This window comes from Stenotrophomonas sp. YJH_SMC_43, assembly GCF_059372535.1.
The window spans coordinates 131123-148262 of sequence record NZ_JCAFVQ010000002.1; the positions used below are offsets into that span (position 1 = coordinate 131123).

General features: G+C 66.1%; 17 protein-coding genes and 1 tRNA gene. 11 read left to right on the forward strand and 7 right to left on the reverse strand.

Annotation, left to right across the window (positions count from 1 at the left end):
• Positions 1-14: 14 nt before the first annotated feature.
• Both AC5QAH_RS06895 and AC5QAH_RS06900 read right to left on the reverse strand, forming a co-directional pair.
• The gene (locus AC5QAH_RS06895) at positions 15-1484 is read right to left on the reverse strand and encodes a DUF6538 domain-containing protein (RefSeq protein ID WP_495232366.1); all 1470 of its coding nucleotides are present in this window, start codon (positions 1482-1484) and stop codon (positions 15-17) included.
• Positions 1485-1567: 83 nt separating this feature from the next.
• A tRNA-Ser gene (locus tag AC5QAH_RS06900) sits at positions 1568-1660 on the reverse strand.
• Between the two features lie 162 nt (positions 1661-1822).
• Between AC5QAH_RS06900 and dnaX the strand changes: the two genes are divergently transcribed.
• The 4 genes from dnaX to AC5QAH_RS06920 all read left to right on the forward strand — a co-directional run bounded on the left by dnaX (position 1823) and on the right by AC5QAH_RS06920 (position 5309).
• Complete coding sequence (dnaX, locus tag AC5QAH_RS06905) at positions 1823-3874, forward strand: DNA polymerase III subunit gamma/tau (RefSeq protein ID WP_049481422.1); 2052 nt, start codon at positions 1823-1825, stop codon at positions 3872-3874.
• A 6-nt stretch (positions 3875-3880) separates the two neighbouring features.
• Positions 3881-4201: a YbaB/EbfC family nucleoid-associated protein gene (locus AC5QAH_RS06910; RefSeq protein ID WP_010483846.1), complete on the forward strand. Its 321-nt coding sequence runs from the start codon at positions 3881-3883 to the stop codon at positions 4199-4201.
• Positions 4202-4283: 82 nt separating this feature from the next.
• Positions 4284-4883: a recombination mediator RecR gene (recR, locus tag AC5QAH_RS06915; RefSeq protein ID WP_010483844.1), complete on the forward strand. Its 600-nt coding sequence runs from the start codon at positions 4284-4286 to the stop codon at positions 4881-4883.
• Between the two features lie 66 nt (positions 4884-4949).
• Entirely contained in the window at positions 4950-5309 is a 360-nt protein-coding gene (locus AC5QAH_RS06920) for a histidine triad nucleotide-binding protein (protein WP_010483842.1), read from the forward strand.
• Positions 5310-5388: 79 nt separating this feature from the next.
• Here the strand turns inward: AC5QAH_RS06920 and AC5QAH_RS06925 are convergent, their stop codons facing one another.
• The 4 genes from AC5QAH_RS06925 to AC5QAH_RS06940 are packed head-to-tail and all read right to left on the reverse strand — an operon-like array spanning position 5389 to position 9755.
• A complete protein-coding gene (locus AC5QAH_RS06925; RefSeq protein WP_005408301.1) occupies positions 5389-5916 on the reverse strand; it encodes a Slp family lipoprotein in 528 nt (175 codons plus the stop codon).
• A complete protein-coding gene (locus AC5QAH_RS06930; RefSeq protein WP_010483838.1) occupies positions 5913-7862 on the reverse strand; it encodes a transglutaminase TgpA family protein in 1950 nt (649 codons plus the stop codon). The genes AC5QAH_RS06925 and AC5QAH_RS06930 overlap by 4 nt, the downstream gene beginning before the upstream one ends.
• Positions 7855-8778, reverse strand: a complete 924-nt coding sequence (locus AC5QAH_RS06935) for a DUF58 domain-containing protein (protein WP_032952475.1) — start codon at positions 8776-8778, stop codon at positions 7855-7857. Before AC5QAH_RS06935 ends, AC5QAH_RS06930 begins: the two co-directional genes overlap by 8 nt.
• A gap of 23 nt (positions 8779-8801) precedes the next feature.
• Positions 8802-9755 carry an AAA family ATPase gene (locus tag AC5QAH_RS06940; RefSeq protein WP_043398214.1) on the reverse strand — a complete coding sequence of 318 codons (954 nt, stop codon included), beginning with the start codon at positions 9753-9755 and terminating at the stop codon, positions 8802-8804.
• A gap of 42 nt (positions 9756-9797) precedes the next feature.
• On the opposite strand from AC5QAH_RS06940, the gene AC5QAH_RS06945 reads away from it, so the two are divergent.
• Positions 9798-11633: a glycosyltransferase family 39 protein gene (locus tag AC5QAH_RS06945; RefSeq protein ID WP_126559813.1), complete on the forward strand. Its 1836-nt coding sequence runs from the start codon at positions 9798-9800 to the stop codon at positions 11631-11633.
• A gap of 114 nt (positions 11634-11747) precedes the next feature.
• Here the strand turns inward: AC5QAH_RS06945 and AC5QAH_RS06950 are convergent, their stop codons facing one another.
• A complete protein-coding gene (locus tag AC5QAH_RS06950; protein ID WP_197653894.1) occupies positions 11748-12317 on the reverse strand; it encodes a Maf family protein in 570 nt (189 codons plus the stop codon).
• A 113-nt stretch (positions 12318-12430) separates the two neighbouring features.
• Between AC5QAH_RS06950 and AC5QAH_RS06955 the strand changes: the two genes are divergently transcribed.
• The 6 genes from AC5QAH_RS06955 (at position 12431) to fabG (ending at position 17109) form a co-directional block, all read left to right on the forward strand.
• A complete protein-coding gene (locus AC5QAH_RS06955) occupies positions 12431-12940 on the forward strand; it encodes a YceD family protein (RefSeq protein WP_010483828.1) in 510 nt (169 codons plus the stop codon).
• A 107-nt stretch (positions 12941-13047) separates the two neighbouring features.
• Positions 13048-13242, forward strand: a complete 195-nt coding sequence (gene rpmF, locus AC5QAH_RS06960; RefSeq protein WP_005408308.1) for a 50S ribosomal protein L32 — start codon at positions 13048-13050, stop codon at positions 13240-13242.
• Between the two features lie 91 nt (positions 13243-13333).
• The gene (locus AC5QAH_RS06965; RefSeq protein WP_005415505.1) at positions 13334-14311 is read left to right on the forward strand and encodes a beta-ketoacyl-ACP synthase III; all 978 of its coding nucleotides are present in this window, start codon (positions 13334-13336) and stop codon (positions 14309-14311) included.
• Positions 14312-14388: 77 nt separating this feature from the next.
• Positions 14389-15171: a BUD32 family EKC/KEOPS complex subunit gene (locus tag AC5QAH_RS06970; protein ID WP_010483824.1), complete on the forward strand. Its 783-nt coding sequence runs from the start codon at positions 14389-14391 to the stop codon at positions 15169-15171.
• A gap of 168 nt (positions 15172-15339) precedes the next feature.
• Complete coding sequence (gene fabD / locus AC5QAH_RS06975) at positions 15340-16284, forward strand: ACP S-malonyltransferase (protein ID WP_495232219.1); 945 nt, start codon at positions 15340-15342, stop codon at positions 16282-16284.
• 81 nt (positions 16285-16365) lie between these two features.
• Entirely contained in the window at positions 16366-17109 is a 744-nt protein-coding gene (gene fabG, locus AC5QAH_RS06980) for a 3-oxoacyl-ACP reductase FabG (protein WP_005408312.1), read from the forward strand.
• Positions 17110-17140 lie beyond the last annotated feature (31 nt).

The window sequence follows — 17140 nt, forward strand, 5'->3', positions numbered from 1 at the left end:
CTGTTTCCTCAGATCTATCGGCAAATAATTCTGATCAGCGAATCAATTTTAAGACCATACCTGAGCACGTCCAACCCTGGCGAGTGATGACCCACACCATGGAGCTTTTCTGCATGGGTGAACGCCCGGCTATAAGTTGCATGATGCTCGTCATCGAGCTCGTGCCCAACGATCTGAGCTCTGAGTTCCGAGGGCACACCTGCACCTTGCATCTCTTGGATCAGGGTTTTACGCAAAGAGTGGAAGCCACGCCTTGCCTTGGGCCAGTTCTTCCCCACCTCCGCGACATGACGACTGAATGCTTTGCTGATCCAGTTGCCAGCGCCATTGGTTGCATTGGCTTTGGCTTGTGGGAAAAGCCGGTCATGGCCCTTGGATCGAAGTTCTTCGGTCCATTCCCAGAAACCAAGCTTCAAGAGATCAGGATGGATCGGCACAGTGCGAAGACTTGATTCGGTTTTGACCTTCTGGAACTCACCCTCGTCATTGATGCGGATGCAAACAATGTCGCCGTCTTCGAAGACGTCGGAGAGCAGAAGCTGGCCGACTTCCGAAGCTCTGGCTCCGGTATAAAGGCCAATCAATGACGCCCAACGGGCACTGGGTGAAAGCTTTTCAAAATTACTGGGGTCAAAAAGCGCCTGGATCTGGTGCAGGTCATAGGCCTTAAAGCCAAGTTTGCGGCGAACACGTTTTTCACGAACAGAATAGGTGATGTGGCCACTGGCTGGGTTGTCGCCCTGCGGGTAGTAGCCCGAGGCCATGCACCACTCGAAGAACCCACCTTTCCCCCCAATATAACTTTGCTTATTGGTCAAAGTCGGAGTCGAAGCGCCACCTTCCCGCATGTGCTGATACCAGCGGGCCAAGTCGGGTCGCTTGATCGTGTGGACCTTGGTTTTTTCACCGATGTATTTGACGAAGAAGTCGATGGCAGACTTCTTGATGACATAGGTCTTCGGAAGGGTCGTTGCTTTCAGTGAGGCAAGCCATCCATCCCGGGCTTTGCGCAGGGAGATGACTTCGGCAACTTTCGCTTGGGCTTCCGGCTGGTGAACAAGATCTGGGGGAAGGGCGCCAATGCCCGCCACTTCCGAAGCACCGTTCCAGACCTGGGCCTTTCGAAAGAGCCGGACGTCTTCGTCGTTGTCGATCTGCCAGCGTTCGCTGACAGTGCCATCCGGTGCTTGGGTGCGATGGAGCGTCAGATCTTGCCGACCGGTTTCCTTGGTCAAACGCTCGATGAGCGCGTCCACATCCTTAGTGGTGATCTGGTTCATTGGCAGCCCCCGAACTGCGTTGAAGATCTCAGCATAGCGCGACGCCAAGATGATCGCCTGCAACTGGGCTTGGCGCAGATCGCTGGTTCGCAGACTTCGCTTGATGACCGTCCGGCCAAGCCGAGTTTGGAGGTCGGACGGGACTCGCTGCCGGAAGGACCAACGGCCAGCGGGGGAGCGGATGAGATGATGGGCAATTCGCATCGGGTTGTGTCCCGATTTGTGTCCCGTCTGATGCTCTCCCAGAAAAGCAAAAACCCCTGCGTAAACAGGGGTTTGCATTGATCTGGCGGAGAGAGGGGGATTCGAACCCCCGAAGCGCGGTTTAGACGCTTACACACTTTCCAGGCGTGCTCCTTCAACCACTCGGACACCTCTCCGGATCCCTGCCATCGGCAAACGCCTCAGCAGGGGCGCAGATTCTAGCGGGCTGCGCGGCACTTCACAAGCACCCCAGCCAGGAACCTGCGAAGGACGTGCCGGAGGCGAGGGGGCTGGACAGGCATGGCACAATGGAACATCCGATGGAAAACGGTGGCCTGATGTCCTACCTCGTCCTTGCCCGCAAGTGGCGTCCGAAGCGTTTTGCCGAGCTGGTGGGCCAGGAACACGTGGTCCGTGCGCTCAGCAACGCGCTGGACAGCGGCCGGGTCCACCACGCGTTCCTGTTCACCGGTACCCGCGGCGTGGGCAAGACCACCATCGCGCGCATCTTCGCCAAGTCGCTGAACTGCGAGCAGGGCACCAGCGCCGACCCGTGCGGCCAGTGCGCGGCCTGCCTGGACATCGACGCCGGCCGCTACATCGACCTGCTGGAAATCGATGCCGCGTCCAACACCGGTGTGGATGACGTGCGTGAGGTGATCGAGAACGCGCAGTACATGCCCTCGCGTGGCAAGTACAAGGTCTACCTGATCGACGAAGTGCACATGCTGTCCAAGGCGGCGTTCAACGCGCTGCTGAAGACGCTGGAAGAACCGCCGGAGCACGTGAAGTTCCTGCTGGCCACCACCGACCCGCAGAAGCTGCCGGTCACCGTGCTGAGCCGCTGCCTGCAATTCAACCTCAAGCGCCTGGACGAGGATCAGATCCAGGGCCAGATGACGCGCATCCTGGCGGCAGAAGAGATCGAGGCCGACGGCAGTGCCATCGTACAGCTGGCCAAGGCCGCTGACGGTAGCCTGCGCGACGGCCTGTCGCTGCTTGATCAGGCGATCGCCTATGCCGGCGGCGCGCTGCGCGAGGACGTGGTGCGCACCATGCTGGGCACGGTCGACCGCACCCAGGTGGCGGCGATGCTCGATGCGCTGGCCGAGGGCGATGGTCCGCGCCTGCTGCAGGTGGTGGCTGCGCTGGCCGAATTCTCGCCGGACTGGAGTGGCGTGCTGGAAGCATTGGCCGAAGGCCTGCATCGCATCCAGGTGCAGCAGCTGGTACCGGGTGCCGCAGCGGCCGCTGAAGGCCTGGACGCGACGGTGTTCGCCGAACGCCTGCGCCCGGAAGTGGTGCAGCTCTGGTACCAGATGGCCTTGAACGGCCGTCGTGACCTGCCGCTGGCGCCGAGCCCGCGCGCGGGATTTGAAATGGCCGTGCTTCGCATGCTGGCGTTCCGACCGGCCGCAGCGGTACCGCCGGTGCCGAAGGCCGTCGACGGTGCGGTGGGTGGCACGCCGGGCGGTAACGCTGCCGGTGGTGGCACCGGTGCCGGTAGCCACGAAGCGACGCCGGCCGCTGCCGCCGCTTCGGCCAGCCCGGCCGTGGTGGCGCAGGTGGCCGCTCCGGCGCAGGCCGCGCCGCGCGAACCTGAACCCGAACCGGAGCCGGTCCCGCAACCCGACCCTGAGCCGACGCCGGAGCCCGAGCCGGTTCCGGTGGAGGAGCCGGTGTCACCGCCGCCGGTGAAGGCCGAAGCCGTGGCGCCTCCGTCTGTTGAAGCAGAAGCGGGCGACGACCTGCCGCCGTGGGCCACCGACGAAGCCGAGGCGCGTGACGAGGCGCGTGACGAGGCGCTGGCGGCCGAGATGGCTGGGCCGGACGCCGCCATGGTGGCGCCCTGGCATGAACCGCCGGCTCCCGTCGCGGCTCCCGGCGAGCCTGCGCCGTCCGAGCGCCCGTTCCGCACTGAAGGCATTGCCATCGCGCCAACAGAGTCGGCCCCGGCACGTGATGCCGTGCCGCAGGAAGGCGTCAGCGAGCTGGCCACGGCCGAGGACTGGCTCGACCTGGTGGCCAACAGTGGCCTGAGCGGCCCGTCGCGGCAGCTGGCGGCTAACGCTGCCTTCATCAGTTGCCAGCACGGGACCTTGAAATTGGGCCTTTCGCCCGGATTTGAGTACCTGCGCTCGGAGCGTGCGCTGGCGGCCCTGGGCGAGATGCTGGAGAAAGCCCTTGGCCAGGCCCCGAAGATCGTGGTCGAGACCGTGGAAATCGAGCACGTCCCGGCCGAGACCCTGCATCAGCGTGCCGACCGCCAGCGTAGTGAGCGGCAGCAGGTGGCAGAGGCTGTTTTCATGGACGATCCGGAAGTGCAGGTGCTGATCCAACAGCACGGCGCCCGGGTTGTTTCCGATTCCATCCGTTCTTTTGACGAGTAAGAGACTATGCGCGGCAACATCGCCCAACTGATGCAGCAGGCCCAGAAGATGCAGGAAAACCTGCAGAAGGCCCAGGAAGAAATCGCCAGGATCGAAGTGACCGGCAGCGCCGGTGGCGGCATGGTCAGCGTGACCCTGACCGGTGCCAAGGAATGCCGCAAGGTGCGCATCGATCCGTCGCTGGCCAGCGACCCGGAGATGCTGGAAGACCTGATCGCCGCCGCCTTCAACGATGCCTCGAACAAGATCGATGCCGAGTCGAAGTCGAAGATGGGGTCGGCCACCGCTGGCATGCAGCTGCCGCCGGGCATGAAGCTGCCGTTCTGATTTTCAGCGTGGCACCCGTGTAACCGGGTGCCACGGACCCTGTAGCCGTCGAGCCTGCTCGACGCAATGAAAGCCTGTCGCCGTGTCCGCACCCCTGCTTGAACAATTGATCGACGCGTTGCGGGTGCTGCCGGGCGTCGGCCAGAAGACTGCGCAGCGCATGGCCTACCACCTGCTCGAGCGTGAGCGCGAAGGTGGCCAGCGCTTGGCCGAAACCCTGGCGCTGGCGGTGGAACGCATCGGTCACTGCGTGCAGTGCCGCGATTTCAGCGAAACCGAGCTGTGCCCGACCTGTGCCAACAGCAGCCGCGAGCGCAGCCAGCTGTGTGTGGTCGAATCGCCGGCCGACCGCCTGGCCATCGAAAACGCCACCGGCTTCCGCGGTGTCTACTTCGTGCTGCAGGGCCGCCTATCGCCGCTTGATGGCATCGGCCCGCGCGAGCTGGGCCTGGAGCAGCTGGAGCGACGGCTGGCCGAAGGCGAGGTGCAGGAGCTGATCATCGCCACCAGCGCCACTGTCGAGGGCGAGGCCACCGCGCATTACCTGGCGCAGCTGGCGCGTGCACGCAAGGTGCAGCCCAGCCGCCTGGCGCAGGGCCTGCCGCTGGGCGGCGAACTGGAATACGTCGATCGTGGCACGCTGTCGCACGCGTTCGGGACGCGCAGCGAATTCCGCGATTGAGCAACGGCCGGCATGGCCGGGCGTGAGCGGCCTACAATGCGGGAGACATCCCCGCCGAGGCCGACCATGAGCAACGAAACCCTCTTCAGCAAGATCATCCGTCGCGAGATCCCGGCCACCATCGTCTACGAGGATGACGAGGTGCTGGGCTTCAAGGACATCGCACCACAGGCGCCGGTGCACGTGCTGTTCATTCCGAAGAACGAGATCATTCCGACCCTGGATGACCTGCAGCCGTCGCAGGCGCACCTGATCGGGAAGCTGGCGCTGGCTGCCGCCGAGTACGCGCGCCGCGAAGGCTTCGCACAGGACGGCTACCGCATCGTGATGAACTGCCGCGAGGATGCCGGCCAGACCGTGTTCCATATCCACATGCACCTGCTGGCCGGTGCGTCGCTGGGGCACTTCGGTACCCCGGGACGTTGAGCGCCCGGTATCCACGCCATGCGTGGATGAAAAAGGCCGCCCGAGGGCGGCCTTTTCCGACATGCGTGTGTGGTGACGATCACCACCAGCCCCAGCGACCATAGCCGCCCCAGTACGGGCCATACGGGCCCGGGCCCCACGGCCCATAGGGGTAGGGCACCACATCGACCTGGCGCTGTTCCGGCCACAGGTAGATCACATCGGCCGACAGCTTCGGCAGGCGGTAGTCGTACTCGCCGATGCGGGTGTTCTGGTAGCCGTCGATCTTGCCGATGAAGGTCACGTCACGACCGGCTTCGAACACCGCCGGGTCGTAGAAGCCGGCACGGCAGGCAATGAAGCGGCCGTCGCTGGCGTCGGACGAGGTGGTGTTCGGGCGGCCACTGCCATTGAGCGGGCGCGAGATGATCTGGAAGCAGGTCTCGCCCTGGCCGGGCTTGGTTTCGATGATGCGACCGCCCCAACGGACCGGCGTGCCGACCTGCTGGGTAGCGACCGAGTCGCGAGGGGAGACCAGGCTGAACTGTCCCTGCAGCGGCTTGGGGGCCGTGGCGCAGGCCGACAGGGCCAGCGTGGCCACAGCGGTGAGAAGGAACTTGGTGTTCATGGGGAGGCTCCGGAAGTCGGGCGATGCCTGCGCAGGTCCCGCAATAATGAAGCGAGGTCGGTGCAAGTTCCAGCGTAGCGCGCGTCGGCGAAACGCTGGCTGAGTGCGAGCAGGGCCGGGTCGGGGCGCTGCCGGTGTACCCGCTGTGCCCAGTCCTGTGCGGTTTCGTGCGGTTCACGGGCCAGGCCGAGGCGGGCGTAGCGCCGTCCGAGCCGGTGCCAGGCGCGCAGCAGCGGCTCGCGTTCGCGCTCGCCACGGGCCAGCAGCCAGGCCATCCACGCCAGCGCCAGCAGTGCGGCTACCACGAAGCCAGCGACCAGCTGCCCGGGGCCCAGATCGTCCAGCCCGAACGGCTTGAGCAGCTGCTGCTGGCGGCGCGCATCGAAGGACAGCACCAGATCGTTCCAGCCGCGGCGCAGCCAGTCGCCCATCTGGCCCAGCTGCAGCCAACGCTGCTGCAGTGGTGTGTCCGTGCCGGCCTGCAGGCGGTCATCCAGGGTGTCCAGGATGCGTTCCGGTGCCACGGCTGCGGTCGGGTCAACCCTGACCCAGCCGCGCTGCGGCAGCCATACCTCGGCCCAGGCGTGGGCATCCATCCGCCGCACCACCCAGTAGTCGCCGATGCGGTTGCGGGTGCCACCAGCGAAACCGGTCACCACCCGTGCCGGGACGCCGGCGTTGCGCATCAGCACCACGAAGGCCGAGCTGAAGTGTTCACAGAAGCCGGCCTTGTAGCCGAACAGGAACTCGTCGATCGGGTCGCGCCCTGCCGCAGGGGTATCCAGCGTGTACGAGAAATCGGTGGTGATCCACTGCAGCGCGCGGCGCACGATGGCCTCGTCGTCGCTGCCAGCGTCCTGCCGCCATTGCTGCGCCAGCGTGGCGGTGCGCGGGTTGAAGCCGGCCGGCAGCTGCAACGTCGCGCGGCGCAGATAGGGCGACAGCGTGCTGTCGAAGCGCAGTGGCGGGGCCGAATGCAACCGCCAGCGGCTGAGCGAGGCCAGCGGGCGTTCGCTGCTCAGGCTCATGTCCGCATCCAGCACGCTGCCCGCAGGTGCGCGGCTGGGCAGGTCCAGCGCCACCAACTGGCGGCGGTCGGTGGGCTCGTAATCGATCTGGTAGTCCCAGCCCTGTGTACCCGCTGCTACCACTGCAGCAGGTCGCCGCGCGCTGGCACGGTCGCGTGTCCAGCGCCGTCCATCGAAGGCGGTCAGTACAGGGCCGCGCCAGTAGCGCTGCGCCGGCTCGGGCGGAGCGCCGAAGAACTGCACGCGCAGCGCCGGGGTGTCGTCGGCCATCAGGTCCAGCCACTGGCCGGGTTCCATGCTGTCGGACAGCCCCGGTGTACCCACGGCGCGTTCGGGAATACCCCACAGTGGCGTGGCCAGTCGGGGGAAGAGCCAGAAGCAGGCCAGTGCCAGCGGCAGGCCGATCGCCAGCAGGCGGCCGACACCACGCAGCTGTCCACGCAGTGGCTGGCGGCCAGCATGGCCTTCATCCTGCGCCAGGCGTTGCAGTGCGATCAGTGCGCTGCCCCCGGCCAGCGCGGCCAGCGCTGTTGTCAGCGGCCCCTGGTCGAGCAGGAATGCTGCAAAGGGCGAGAACAGCGCGAAGCCGAGCAGGCTGCGGGCATCACGCAGGCTGCGCAGCTCGCTGGACTTGATCGCCAGCATCGCGGCCAGCAGCGCGCAACCGGTATCGCGTCCTGGGCGCACCACGCCCATCTGCCAGACGATGGCGCCGAGCATGCCCAGCACCAGCAGCAGGCGTACCGGCATCGGCAACACTGTCCGCCACGACAGGGCGGCAGTGATGATCGCCGCCAGCGCGATCACGCCCGCCAGCAGTGGTGGCAGCTGCAGCAGCAACGGCAACAGTGCCAGCGCCGCGCTGGCCAGGGTCCAGTTGCGGGCATTGCGGTCGAGCAGGGCCGGGGTCTCAGTCATGCGGCATCAGCGCCAGCGCGCGCAGGCACAAGTGATGATGGCTGGCGCCCTGGCCGGGCCCGAACGGTGGATGCGCAGGCAGCAGCAGGGTGTAGCGGCGGCCCTCGCGCTCGGCCACATCCACCCAGCGCGCCAATCGAGCGATGCGTGCTTCATGGCCCAGCGGCGCCAATGAGCGCCAGTCGAGGATCACTTCGATGCCGACCGGCTTTTCGTACTCGCGCACCAGCAGGCTGTCGCGGCGTGCCGAGTGCTTCCAGGAAATGCTGCGCGGCGCATCGCCCGCCCGGTAGGGGCGCAGCTGATGCAGCTCCTCGCCGCTGGCATGGGCACGGGTATGCAGCGGATCGCTGCCGCTCTCCGGCAGTGCAGGCGCCACGGCCTCGGCCAGCGGGTAGACCAGCAGCGGCTGTTCCGGCCACACCCACGACCATGCCCGCACCAGGCCCAGCGGCTGGGTGGTGGACAGGCGGATACGCGGCAGTTCCAGCCAGCCACGGCGTTCGCTGGGAACGTCCAGTTCCACTTCGCCACGGCCGTGCGCAGGCAGCGAGGTCCAGGCGTTGCTGTCACCCAGCTGCAGATGAAGGCCGTGCCGCGCACGCGGATCACGCAGTGAGAGGTCTACGCGCAGGCGCAACGGTTGCCCGGCCGGTACCGGCTCGGCCGAGATCGCATCGATCTGCACGCCGGACAACTGGAGATGCGCGGCAATGGCACTGGCGATGGCCGCTGCGGCAAGCAGCAGGGCCAGCAGCAGCGCCGGATTGTTGTTGTAGTTCAGCGCGCCCAACAGCATGGCCACCAGCAGGGTGGCAACGAACAGGCCGAAGCGGGTGGGCAGCACATAGATGCGATGGCGGTCCAGCCGCTTCGGCAAGGCTTCGGGCCTGCGTGGCCGTGCCAGCAGCTGCATGCGTGCCCAGCGTGTGGCCACGCTCAATCCACCGCGACGGTCTGCAGGATCGCGCGCGCCAGTGCCGGTCCCGAACTGGATTCGGCTTCCGCCACCAGCCGGTGACCAGCCACTGCGACGAACAGCGTCTGCACGTCCTCGGGCACGACATGCCCGCGACCCAGCAGCAGGGCATGTGCCCTGGCCGCACGCAGCAATGCCAGGCCGGCGCGTGGTGACAGGCCGACGCGCACGCCGGCGTGCTGGCGGCTGCGGGTCAGCAGGGCCTGCACATAGTCGATCAGCGCGTCGCTGGCATGCACCTGGTTCACCGCGTCGCGCAGCGCGCGCACCTGGGTGTCATCCAGTTTCGGTACGGCGCGCGCGATCAGGTCGCGGCGGTCGCTGCCACGCAGCAGTTCGCGTTCGGCCTGGGCACTGGGGTAGCCCATCGCCAGCCGCAGCAGGAAACGATCCAGCTGCGAATCCGGCAGCGGGAAGGTGCCGGACAGGTCCACCGGGTTCTGCGTGGCGATCACGAAGAACGGGTCGGGCAGTGGATGCGTCTGTCCGTCCAGGGTGACCTGTTGTTCGGCCATCGCTTCCAGCAACGCGCTCTGCGTGCGCGGTGGTGCACGGTTGATCTCGTCGGCCAGCAGTACGTGGGTGAACACCGGGCCTGGGTGGAACTGGAACTGGCGGCTGCCGGCTTCATACACCGACACGCCCAGCACATCGGCCGGCAACAGGTCGGAGGTGAACTGCACGCGCTGGAAGCTGAGGCCGAGGCTGCTGGCCAGCGCATGCGCCAGCGTGGTCTTGCCCAGGCCGGGCAGATCTTCGATCAGCAGGTGGCCGCCGGACAGCAATGCGACGAACGCCAGCCTGACTTCCGGCACCTTGCCCAGTACCAGTGCGTTCACCTGATCCTGTGCCTCCCGCAGGGCCTGACGCAATTGATCGGTTAGCATGCTGGGATTGGGGGACGAAGCTGGCATGATCGTCTCAGATCTGGAATCCACTCGATTATCCATAGAGCAATGCAAGGCGAACAGCGCGCACGGACGATATTTCTCTGGTTATGGACGCTGGTCACAGCGGCCAAGCTGATCGTTGCCGCGCGCCTGCCGCTGTTCGTCGACGAAGCGTTCTATTGGCAGGAAGGCCAGCATCTGGCCGCGGCCTATTCGGATCTGCCCGGGCTGACCGCCTGGCTGGCCCGCCTGGGCGTGGAGATCGGCGGGCATCACGTGCTCGCGCTGCGCCTGCCATTCCTGGCCATCGGTGCGCTGCTGCCGCTGCTGGTGGTGCGCACGGCCACGCGCTGGTTCGGCAATGTGGCCGGTTGGCAGGCGGGCAGCCTCACGCTGTTGATGCCGTTGTCGGCGACGCTGGGCCTGCTGGCGGTACCGGACGTGCCGATGGCGTTGGCGGCAGTGATCTGCCTGCACGCCGGTGCGCGCCTGCTGCACAACGTGGATGCCTCCTCGGCGATGAAGCTGGCGCTGGGCCTGCTGATCGGTGCACTCAGCCACTACCGTTTCATCGGTGTCATCGGCGTCGGTTTCATCGCGTTGCTGGCATTGCCGCAGGGGCGGCGCATGCTGGCCGATCCGCGCGTGTGGGTGGCATTGGCGGTGGGCGTGCTGGCATGGCTGCCACTGCTGGCGTGGAATGCGGACAACCACGATGCCGGCCTGAAATTCCAGGTGATCGAGCGTCATCCCTGGGCGTTTGAATGGGGCGGGCTGTGGTTCCTGGTGATCCAGCCGATGCTGGTCACGCCGATCCTGTGCATGGCGATGTGGAAGGTGGCGCTGGCAGGAACCCGGAGCGGCGGCGGTGCGCGCGTGCAGTGGCGCTATTTCGGCCTGGTGGGCGGCGTATCCACGCTGGGCATTTTCGTGCTCGGCTTCTTCACTGACGTCGAGCGGATCAGCTTCCACTGGCCGCTGCCGGGCTACCTCGCATTGCTGGTGGCGGTGCCGGTGGTGCTCAACGGCTGGCCGCGCTGGCTGCGCCGCACCGGCTGGTGGCTGGCCGGCGCGGGCATGGTGCTGGCCTTCGGCTACTACCTGATGGCATCCACGCCGGCACTGCGCGAGCAGATGGCCGGCAGCAAGTACTATCCGCGCAATTTCGCCGGCTGGCAGCCACTGGCAGTTGCGGTCCATGAAGAGCTGCGGCAGATGCCGGAAGGAACGCGCGTGCTGGCCGGCAACTTCAAGGTTGGCGCCGAGCTGGGTTTCCAGCTGGGCAATGGCAACATCGAGGTACTGCCGCATCCGCTCAATGACAAGCATGGCCGCACCGCGCAGCTGGCGCAGTGGGGCCTGCTGCATGAGGGCGAGCGCACGGTGCCGATGCTGCTGGTGCTGTCACCCAGCGACCAGCGCTATCGCGAACTGCTGGAGCGCTATCACGCCATCTGCGATCAGGTGGGGCCGTTGCCTGCGCCACGCGTGGTCAGCAGTGATCACGGGTTCCAGCGCTTCCTGCTGTTCCGGCTGCCGGTGCAGCGCGCGGAAGGGCCGTGCGTGACGCCGGCGATGGCGTGGCTGGACGCGCCGTCCAATGGTGAGAAGGTATCCGGCACGCTCGCGATCAAGGGCTGGGCGTTCAAGGATGGTGTCGGCTTGGCGCGCGTCGAAGTGCTGGTCGATGGTCGCTCGATCGGTGACGCCCGCTATGGGCGTGTGTTCGACGTGCGCCACACCTGGCCGGACAGTACCGATCCGCAGCATCCGGCGGTGGGCTTCGACGCATCGTTGGATACCACCACGCTGGCTCCGGGCAAGCACTGGCTCGGGCTGCGCCTGCATGGCCGCGATGGCAGTGTGGAGGCGTGGCAGGAGCAGCCGTTCGAGGTTCGTTGAGGTCCTCTGGTCCTGTAGAGCCGAGCCGATGCTCGGCTGCTTCTGCTTCAGATGCAGGCAGCCTCGAAAAAAGCAACCGAGCATGGGCTCGGCTCTACAGGTTGGCAGGAGCGTTCAGGGCACCGCGAAACCGGCCCTGCGCAGCAATCCGCATACCGCGATCAGCGGCAGGCCGACCAGCGCGGTCGGGTCGCGGTTGTCGATGGCGTCGAACAGGCTGATGCCCAGGCCCTCGCATTTGAAGCTGCCGGCGCAGTCCAGCGGTTGCTCGGTGGTCACGTAGCGGGCAATTTCGTCTGGTTCCAGTTTGCGGAAGCAGACTTCGGTCAGATCGACGGCCGTGAATGATTCTCCGTCACGGCTGAGACAGACGGCGGTGTGGAAGCGGACGGTCTGCCCCGACATCGCTGCCAGCTGTGCACAGGCGGCCTCGACCGTACCCGGTTTGCCCAGTGGCTGGCCGTTCAGGTCTGCGACCTGGTCCGAACCGATCACCCACGCGCCGGGGTGGCGGGACGCCACCTCGGCCGCTTTGGCGGCGGCCAGGCGGGTGGCCAGGGCCAGCGGAGCCTCCCCGTTCATGGGAGTCTCATCCACGTCCGGACGTGCGCAGTCGAAGGGCAGGCCCAGCCGTTCCAGCAGCTCGCGGCGGTAGCGGGAGGTGGAGGCCAGGACCAGTGACATGCGAGAATACCGGGGCAGGGCATGGCAGTCTGGCGTGTCCGCAGCGCCAGCAGCAAGTCCTGTATGGCGGGCATTTGACAGTCGCCGCCCGGATCCTTAGTATTCAGCGGCTTATGTCCGCGAACGTGCCCGAAACGCTGGATGCCTGGCGGATGGTTGTAGCGCGAAGGCGCTTCGACGGTCAGGTGTCTCTGGCTGAATTGACCCGCCTGCAGGGGTTGGTCGCAGATACCGACGGTGAGTGCAATTACTCGCTTGAATTCGGTCGCGACGACGTCTTGCGGGTATCCTATGTGGAATTGACCATCGACACCGCGCTGCCGCTGACCTGTCAGCGCAGCATGCAGCGATTCCTGTTGCCGGTGAAGGTGACCCAGAGGCTTGGCCTGATCCGCGACGAGGACGAGGAATCGTCCCTGCCGGAGGAATACGAGGCGTTGCTGGTGCCGGAAGATGGCCAGCTGAAGCCGCTGGATCTGGTCGAGGACGAACTGGTGCTGGCGGTGCCGGTGGTACCGCTGTCGCCCGACGGTGAAGCAGTCGACAAGGACTGGGCGCCGAGCGAGGAAGAAACAAAGAAGGCCAACCCGTTTGCGGCGTTGGCGGCATTGAAGAAACAATAGCAGCCGGTTGTCGTCGGCGGCTGCGGCGAAAGCGAAAAGTGTGCTGGGCGCTGGCGTCCTGTGCGACGAAACGACGAAGCAAAACGAACCGAGTTTGGAGCAATCCCATGGCTGTCCAGAAATCCCGTGTTACCCCGTCCCGCCGCGGCCAGCGCCGTTCGCATGACGCCCTGAGCGCCAAGCAGCTGTCGACCGACCCGACCACCGGCGAAGTGCACCTGCGTCACCACATCACTGCCGATGGTTTCTACCGCGGCAAGAAGGTCATCCAGACCAAGACCTCGGCTGTCGAAGAAGATTGATGTGCCGGGAAGGCCGCTGCCTCCGGGCAGCGGCCTTTGCCTTCTTCCCCGGGTGTGCCGGTGATCGGCGGCCCGCGCAACAGGAAACATGATGAGCAAGCGGATCTACTCGAGGATCGCGGGCACCGGTAGCTATTTGCCGGAAAAAGTCCTGACCAACGCCGACCTGGAAAAAATGGTCGAAACCTCGGATGAGTGGATCCAGTCGCGCACCGGAATTCGTGAACGGCACATCGCGGCCGAAGGCGAAACCACCAGCGACCTCGGCTACAACGCCGCCCTGCGCGCGCTTGAAGCCGCAGGCATCGATGCCTCGCAGCTCGACATGATCGTGGTCGGCACGACCACCCCTGATCTCATTTTCCCGTCCACCGCGTGCCTGATCCAGGCCAAGCTCGGTGTTGCGGGGTGCCCTGCCTTTGACGTCAACGCAGCCTGCTCGGGCTTCGTGTTCGCGCTGGGCGTGGCCGACAAATTCATCCGTTCCGGTGACTGCAAGCATGTGCTGGTGATCGGCACCGAAACGCTGACCCGCATGGTCGACTGGAACGATCGCACCACCTGCGTGCTGTTCGGCGATGGCGCCGGTGCCGTCGTGCTCAAGGCCGATGAAGAGACCGGCATTCTCAGTACCCACCTGCATGCCGATGGCAGCAAGAAGGAGCTGTTGTGGAACCCGGTCGGTGTCTCGACCGGCTTCAAGGACGGCGCCAATGGCGGCGGCACCATCAACATGAAGGGCAACGACGTGTTCAAGTACGCCGTCAAGGCGCTGGACTCGGTCGTGGACGAGACCCTGGCCGCCAACGGCCTGGACAAGTCCGACCTGGATTGGCTGATTCCGCACCAGGCCAACCTGCGCATCATCGAAGCCACCGCCAAGCGCCTGGACATGTCAATGGACCAGGTCGTGGTGACCGTCGACAAGCACGGCAATACCTCGTCCGGCTCGGTGCCGCTGGCGCTGGACGCCGCCGTGCGTTCGGGCAGGGTCGAACGTGGCCAGCTGCTGCTGCTGGAAGCCTTCGGCGGCGGCTTCACGTGGGGTTCGGCTCTGCTGCGCTATTGATAGTGCAAGTTACGACAACGTGAAGCTTTGTCGTTGCGGCCCCTCTGGGGCCGTAACGCGTTTAAGGAGGACCTGTCATGGTTGAGCCCATCGTCATCGAAGGGCAACGTGCCTGGCTGAAGCAGTACGGCAAGGGAAGCCGGGCGCTGGCCCTTGGCCTGCTCAATTTTGTTGCCCGTCGTTTTCATCTGGACGCCCTGCGCCCGCCGCCGCACCGTGGCGGCGACGCCGCACGCGAAACCGAAGCCCGTCGCCTTGCAGAACTGCAGGCGCAGGGTGTGAACGTGCCCGACGTGCTGGGCACCGGCCATGCCGCGCTGGTGATCGGCGACAACGGCAGTTCGTTCAATACCTGCCTGCGCGAAGCCGACGACGCAGGTCGCGACCGACTGGTGATGGCGGCGATGCTGGCCATTGCCGCAGCGCATGCGCGCGGCGCCTATTTCGGCCAGCCGTTGCCGCGCAATCTCACCTGGGATGGCGAGAACGTCGGTTTCATCGACTTCGAGGAAGATCCGCTGGAAGTGATGGATCTGTCCGAAGCGCAGGCCCGCGACTGGCTGATGTTCGGCTATGGCGTGGCCAAGTACTACGCCGACCGCCCCGAGCACCTGCAGGCGATGATGGCCGAGGCGATGGGCGATGCTCAGGCGCCGGTGCGCGAGCACGTGCACGCGGTCAGCGGCCGCCTGCGCAGCCTGGCCCGGGTCTGCATGAAGCTGGGCCGCTCAGCGCGCGCGCTGGCCCACTCCATTTTCATCGCCCATGGCGCCAGCACCGCTGGCGTGCTGATGCTGGTGGGCCTGTGCGTGGATTTCCTCGCCGACGGCGACCTGGACGTCCTGCAGCTGTTCTGCTGATCAGCGGCTGGGGCCGGATCCCTTTTTTCCATGGAGAGGCATCCGGCCCCGGATCTCCAGCGTGTTGCGACAGCCATTCACCATACGCGTGCATACGCGCACGTACAGACGACACGGCATGTTCCCCCTTATCATGGCCCGCTTCGATTGCAACAAGCGGATGACCGCGTGACCCTATCCACCCTCGCTTTTGTCTTCCCCGGTCAGGGCTCGCAGTCTGTGGGCATGCTGGCCGAGCTGGCCGAACTGCACCCGCAGGTGCGTGACGCCTTCACCGAGGCATCCGATGGTGCCGGCGTCGACCTGTGGGCGCTGTCCCAGGGCGGCCCGGAGGAAATGCTCAACCGCACCGAATACACCCAGCCGGCCCTGCTGGCCGCAAGCATCGGCGTGTGGCGCGCCTGGAACGCCGTGGGCGGTCCGCGCCCGTCGGTGCTGGCCGGTCACAGCCTGGGCGAGTACACCGCCCTGGTTGCCGCTGGCGCGCTGAGCCTGCATGACGGCGCGCACCTTGTGCGCCTGCGCGGCCAGCTGATGCAGGAAGCCGCACCGGCCGGTGTCGGCGCCATGGCCGCCGTGCTCGGCGCCGAAGACCAGCTGGTGCTGGACGTCTGCGCTGAAGCGGCAGGCAGCCAGGTGGTGGTGCCGGCCAACTTCAATTCGCCGGGCCAGATCGTGATCGGTGGCGACGCCGATGCGGTCGACCGCGCGCTGGCGCTGCTGGCCGAGAAGGGCGTGCGCAAGGCGGTCAAGCTGGCCGTGAGCGTGCCCTCGCACACCCCGCTGATGCGCGAAGCCGCCAACCGCCTGGCCGAAGTGATGGCCGGCCTGGCCTGGCAGGCGCCGCAGCTGCCGGTGGTGCAGAACGTCGACGCCAAGGTGCATGACGGCATCGACGCGATCCGTACCGCGCTGGTCCAGCAGCTGTACCAGCCGGTGCAGTGGACCGGCTGCGTGCAGGCGCTGGCTGGCCGTGGCGTCACCCAGATCGCCGAGTGCGGCCCGGGCAAGGTGCTGACCGGCCTGGTCAAGCGCATCGACAAGGCCATCGACGGCCGTTCGCTGGCCACGCCGGGCGACTTCGAAGCTGCCCGCGAGGCATGGTCGGCCTGATCCCCCTGTTCCTGCCGACCGTACGAGTGGCCGCTGCACGCGGCACGGGTGCGGCGGCCGCCCCAGCCTGAGGAAAACATCATGAGCAAGCCCCTGCAGGGTGAAATCGCACTGGTCACCGGCGCCAGCCGTGGCATTGGTGCCGCCATCGCCGATCTGCTGGCCGCCCAAGGCGCCACCGTCATTGGCACCGCCACCACCGAATCCGGCGCTGCCGCGATCGGTGAGCGCCTGGCCGCCCACGGTGGTCATGGCCGCGCGCTGAATGTCACCGACGCGGCTGCGCTGGACAGCGTGCTGGACGGCATCGCCAAGGAATTCGGCCCGATCTCGATCCTGGTCAACAATGCCGGCATCACCCGCGACAACCTGCTGATGCGCATGAAGGACGAGGACTGGGCGTCGATCATCGACACCAACCTGACCAGCGTGTTCCGTACCAGCAAGGCGGTAATGCGCGGCATGATGAAGGCGCGCAAGGGCCGCATCATCAACATCGCATCGGTGGTGGGCGTGACCGGCAACGCCGGCCAGGCCAACTACGCTGCCGCCAAGGCCGGCATCATCGGCTTCAGCAAGTCGCTGGCCAAGGAAATCGGTTCGCGCGGTGTCACCGTCAATGTTGTCGCACCTGGCTTCATCGACACCGACATGACCAAGGCGTTGCCGGAAGAAGCGCGTACCGCGCTGATCAACGACATCGCCCTCGAACGCCTGGGTTCGCCGGAAGACATCGCCCATGCGGTGGCCTTCCTGGCCAGCCCGGCTGCCGGTTACATCACCGGCGAAACCCTCCATGTGAACGGTGGCATGTACATGCCGTAAGCAAGGGGCGCAGGGATTGCGCCGCAAGTGA

Excerpts from the sequence above, each read along its gene's own strand:
- AC5QAH_RS06895 (WP_495232366.1), bottom strand. The coding sequence starts at position 1,484 with ATGCGAATTGCCCATCATCTCATCCGCTCCCCCGCTGGCCGTTGGTCC.
- dnaX (WP_049481422.1), top strand. The coding sequence starts at position 1,823 with ATGTCCTACCTCGTCCTTGCCCGCAAGTGGCGTCCGAAGCGTTTTGCC.
- AC5QAH_RS06910 (WP_010483846.1), top strand. The coding sequence starts at position 3,881 with ATGCGCGGCAACATCGCCCAACTGATGCAGCAGGCCCAGAAGATGCAG.
- AC5QAH_RS06920 (WP_010483842.1), top strand. The coding sequence starts at position 4,950 with ATGAGCAACGAAACCCTCTTCAGCAAGATCATCCGTCGCGAGATCCCG.
- AC5QAH_RS06925 (WP_005408301.1), bottom strand. The coding sequence starts at position 5,916 with ATGAACACCAAGTTCCTTCTCACCGCTGTGGCCACGCTGGCCCTGTCG.
- AC5QAH_RS06930 (WP_010483838.1), bottom strand. The coding sequence starts at position 7,862 with ATGACTGAGACCCCGGCCCTGCTCGACCGCAATGCCCGCAACTGGACC.
- AC5QAH_RS06935 (WP_032952475.1), bottom strand. The coding sequence starts at position 8,778 with ATGCAGCTGCTGGCACGGCCACGCAGGCCCGAAGCCTTGCCGAAGCGG.
- AC5QAH_RS06940 (WP_043398214.1), bottom strand. The coding sequence starts at position 9,755 with ATGCCAGCTTCGTCCCCCAATCCCAGCATGCTAACCGATCAATTGCGT.
- AC5QAH_RS06945 (WP_126559813.1), top strand. The coding sequence starts at position 9,798 with ATGCAAGGCGAACAGCGCGCACGGACGATATTTCTCTGGTTATGGACG.
- AC5QAH_RS06950 (WP_197653894.1), bottom strand. The coding sequence starts at position 12,317 with ATGTCACTGGTCCTGGCCTCCACCTCCCGCTACCGCCGCGAGCTGCTG.
- AC5QAH_RS06955 (WP_010483828.1), top strand. The coding sequence starts at position 12,431 with ATGTCCGCGAACGTGCCCGAAACGCTGGATGCCTGGCGGATGGTTGTA.
- rpmF (WP_005408308.1), top strand. The coding sequence starts at position 13,048 with ATGGCTGTCCAGAAATCCCGTGTTACCCCGTCCCGCCGCGGCCAGCGC.
- AC5QAH_RS06965 (WP_005415505.1), top strand. The coding sequence starts at position 13,334 with ATGAGCAAGCGGATCTACTCGAGGATCGCGGGCACCGGTAGCTATTTG.
- AC5QAH_RS06970 (WP_010483824.1), top strand. The coding sequence starts at position 14,389 with ATGGTTGAGCCCATCGTCATCGAAGGGCAACGTGCCTGGCTGAAGCAG.
- fabG (WP_005408312.1), top strand. The coding sequence starts at position 16,366 with ATGAGCAAGCCCCTGCAGGGTGAAATCGCACTGGTCACCGGCGCCAGC.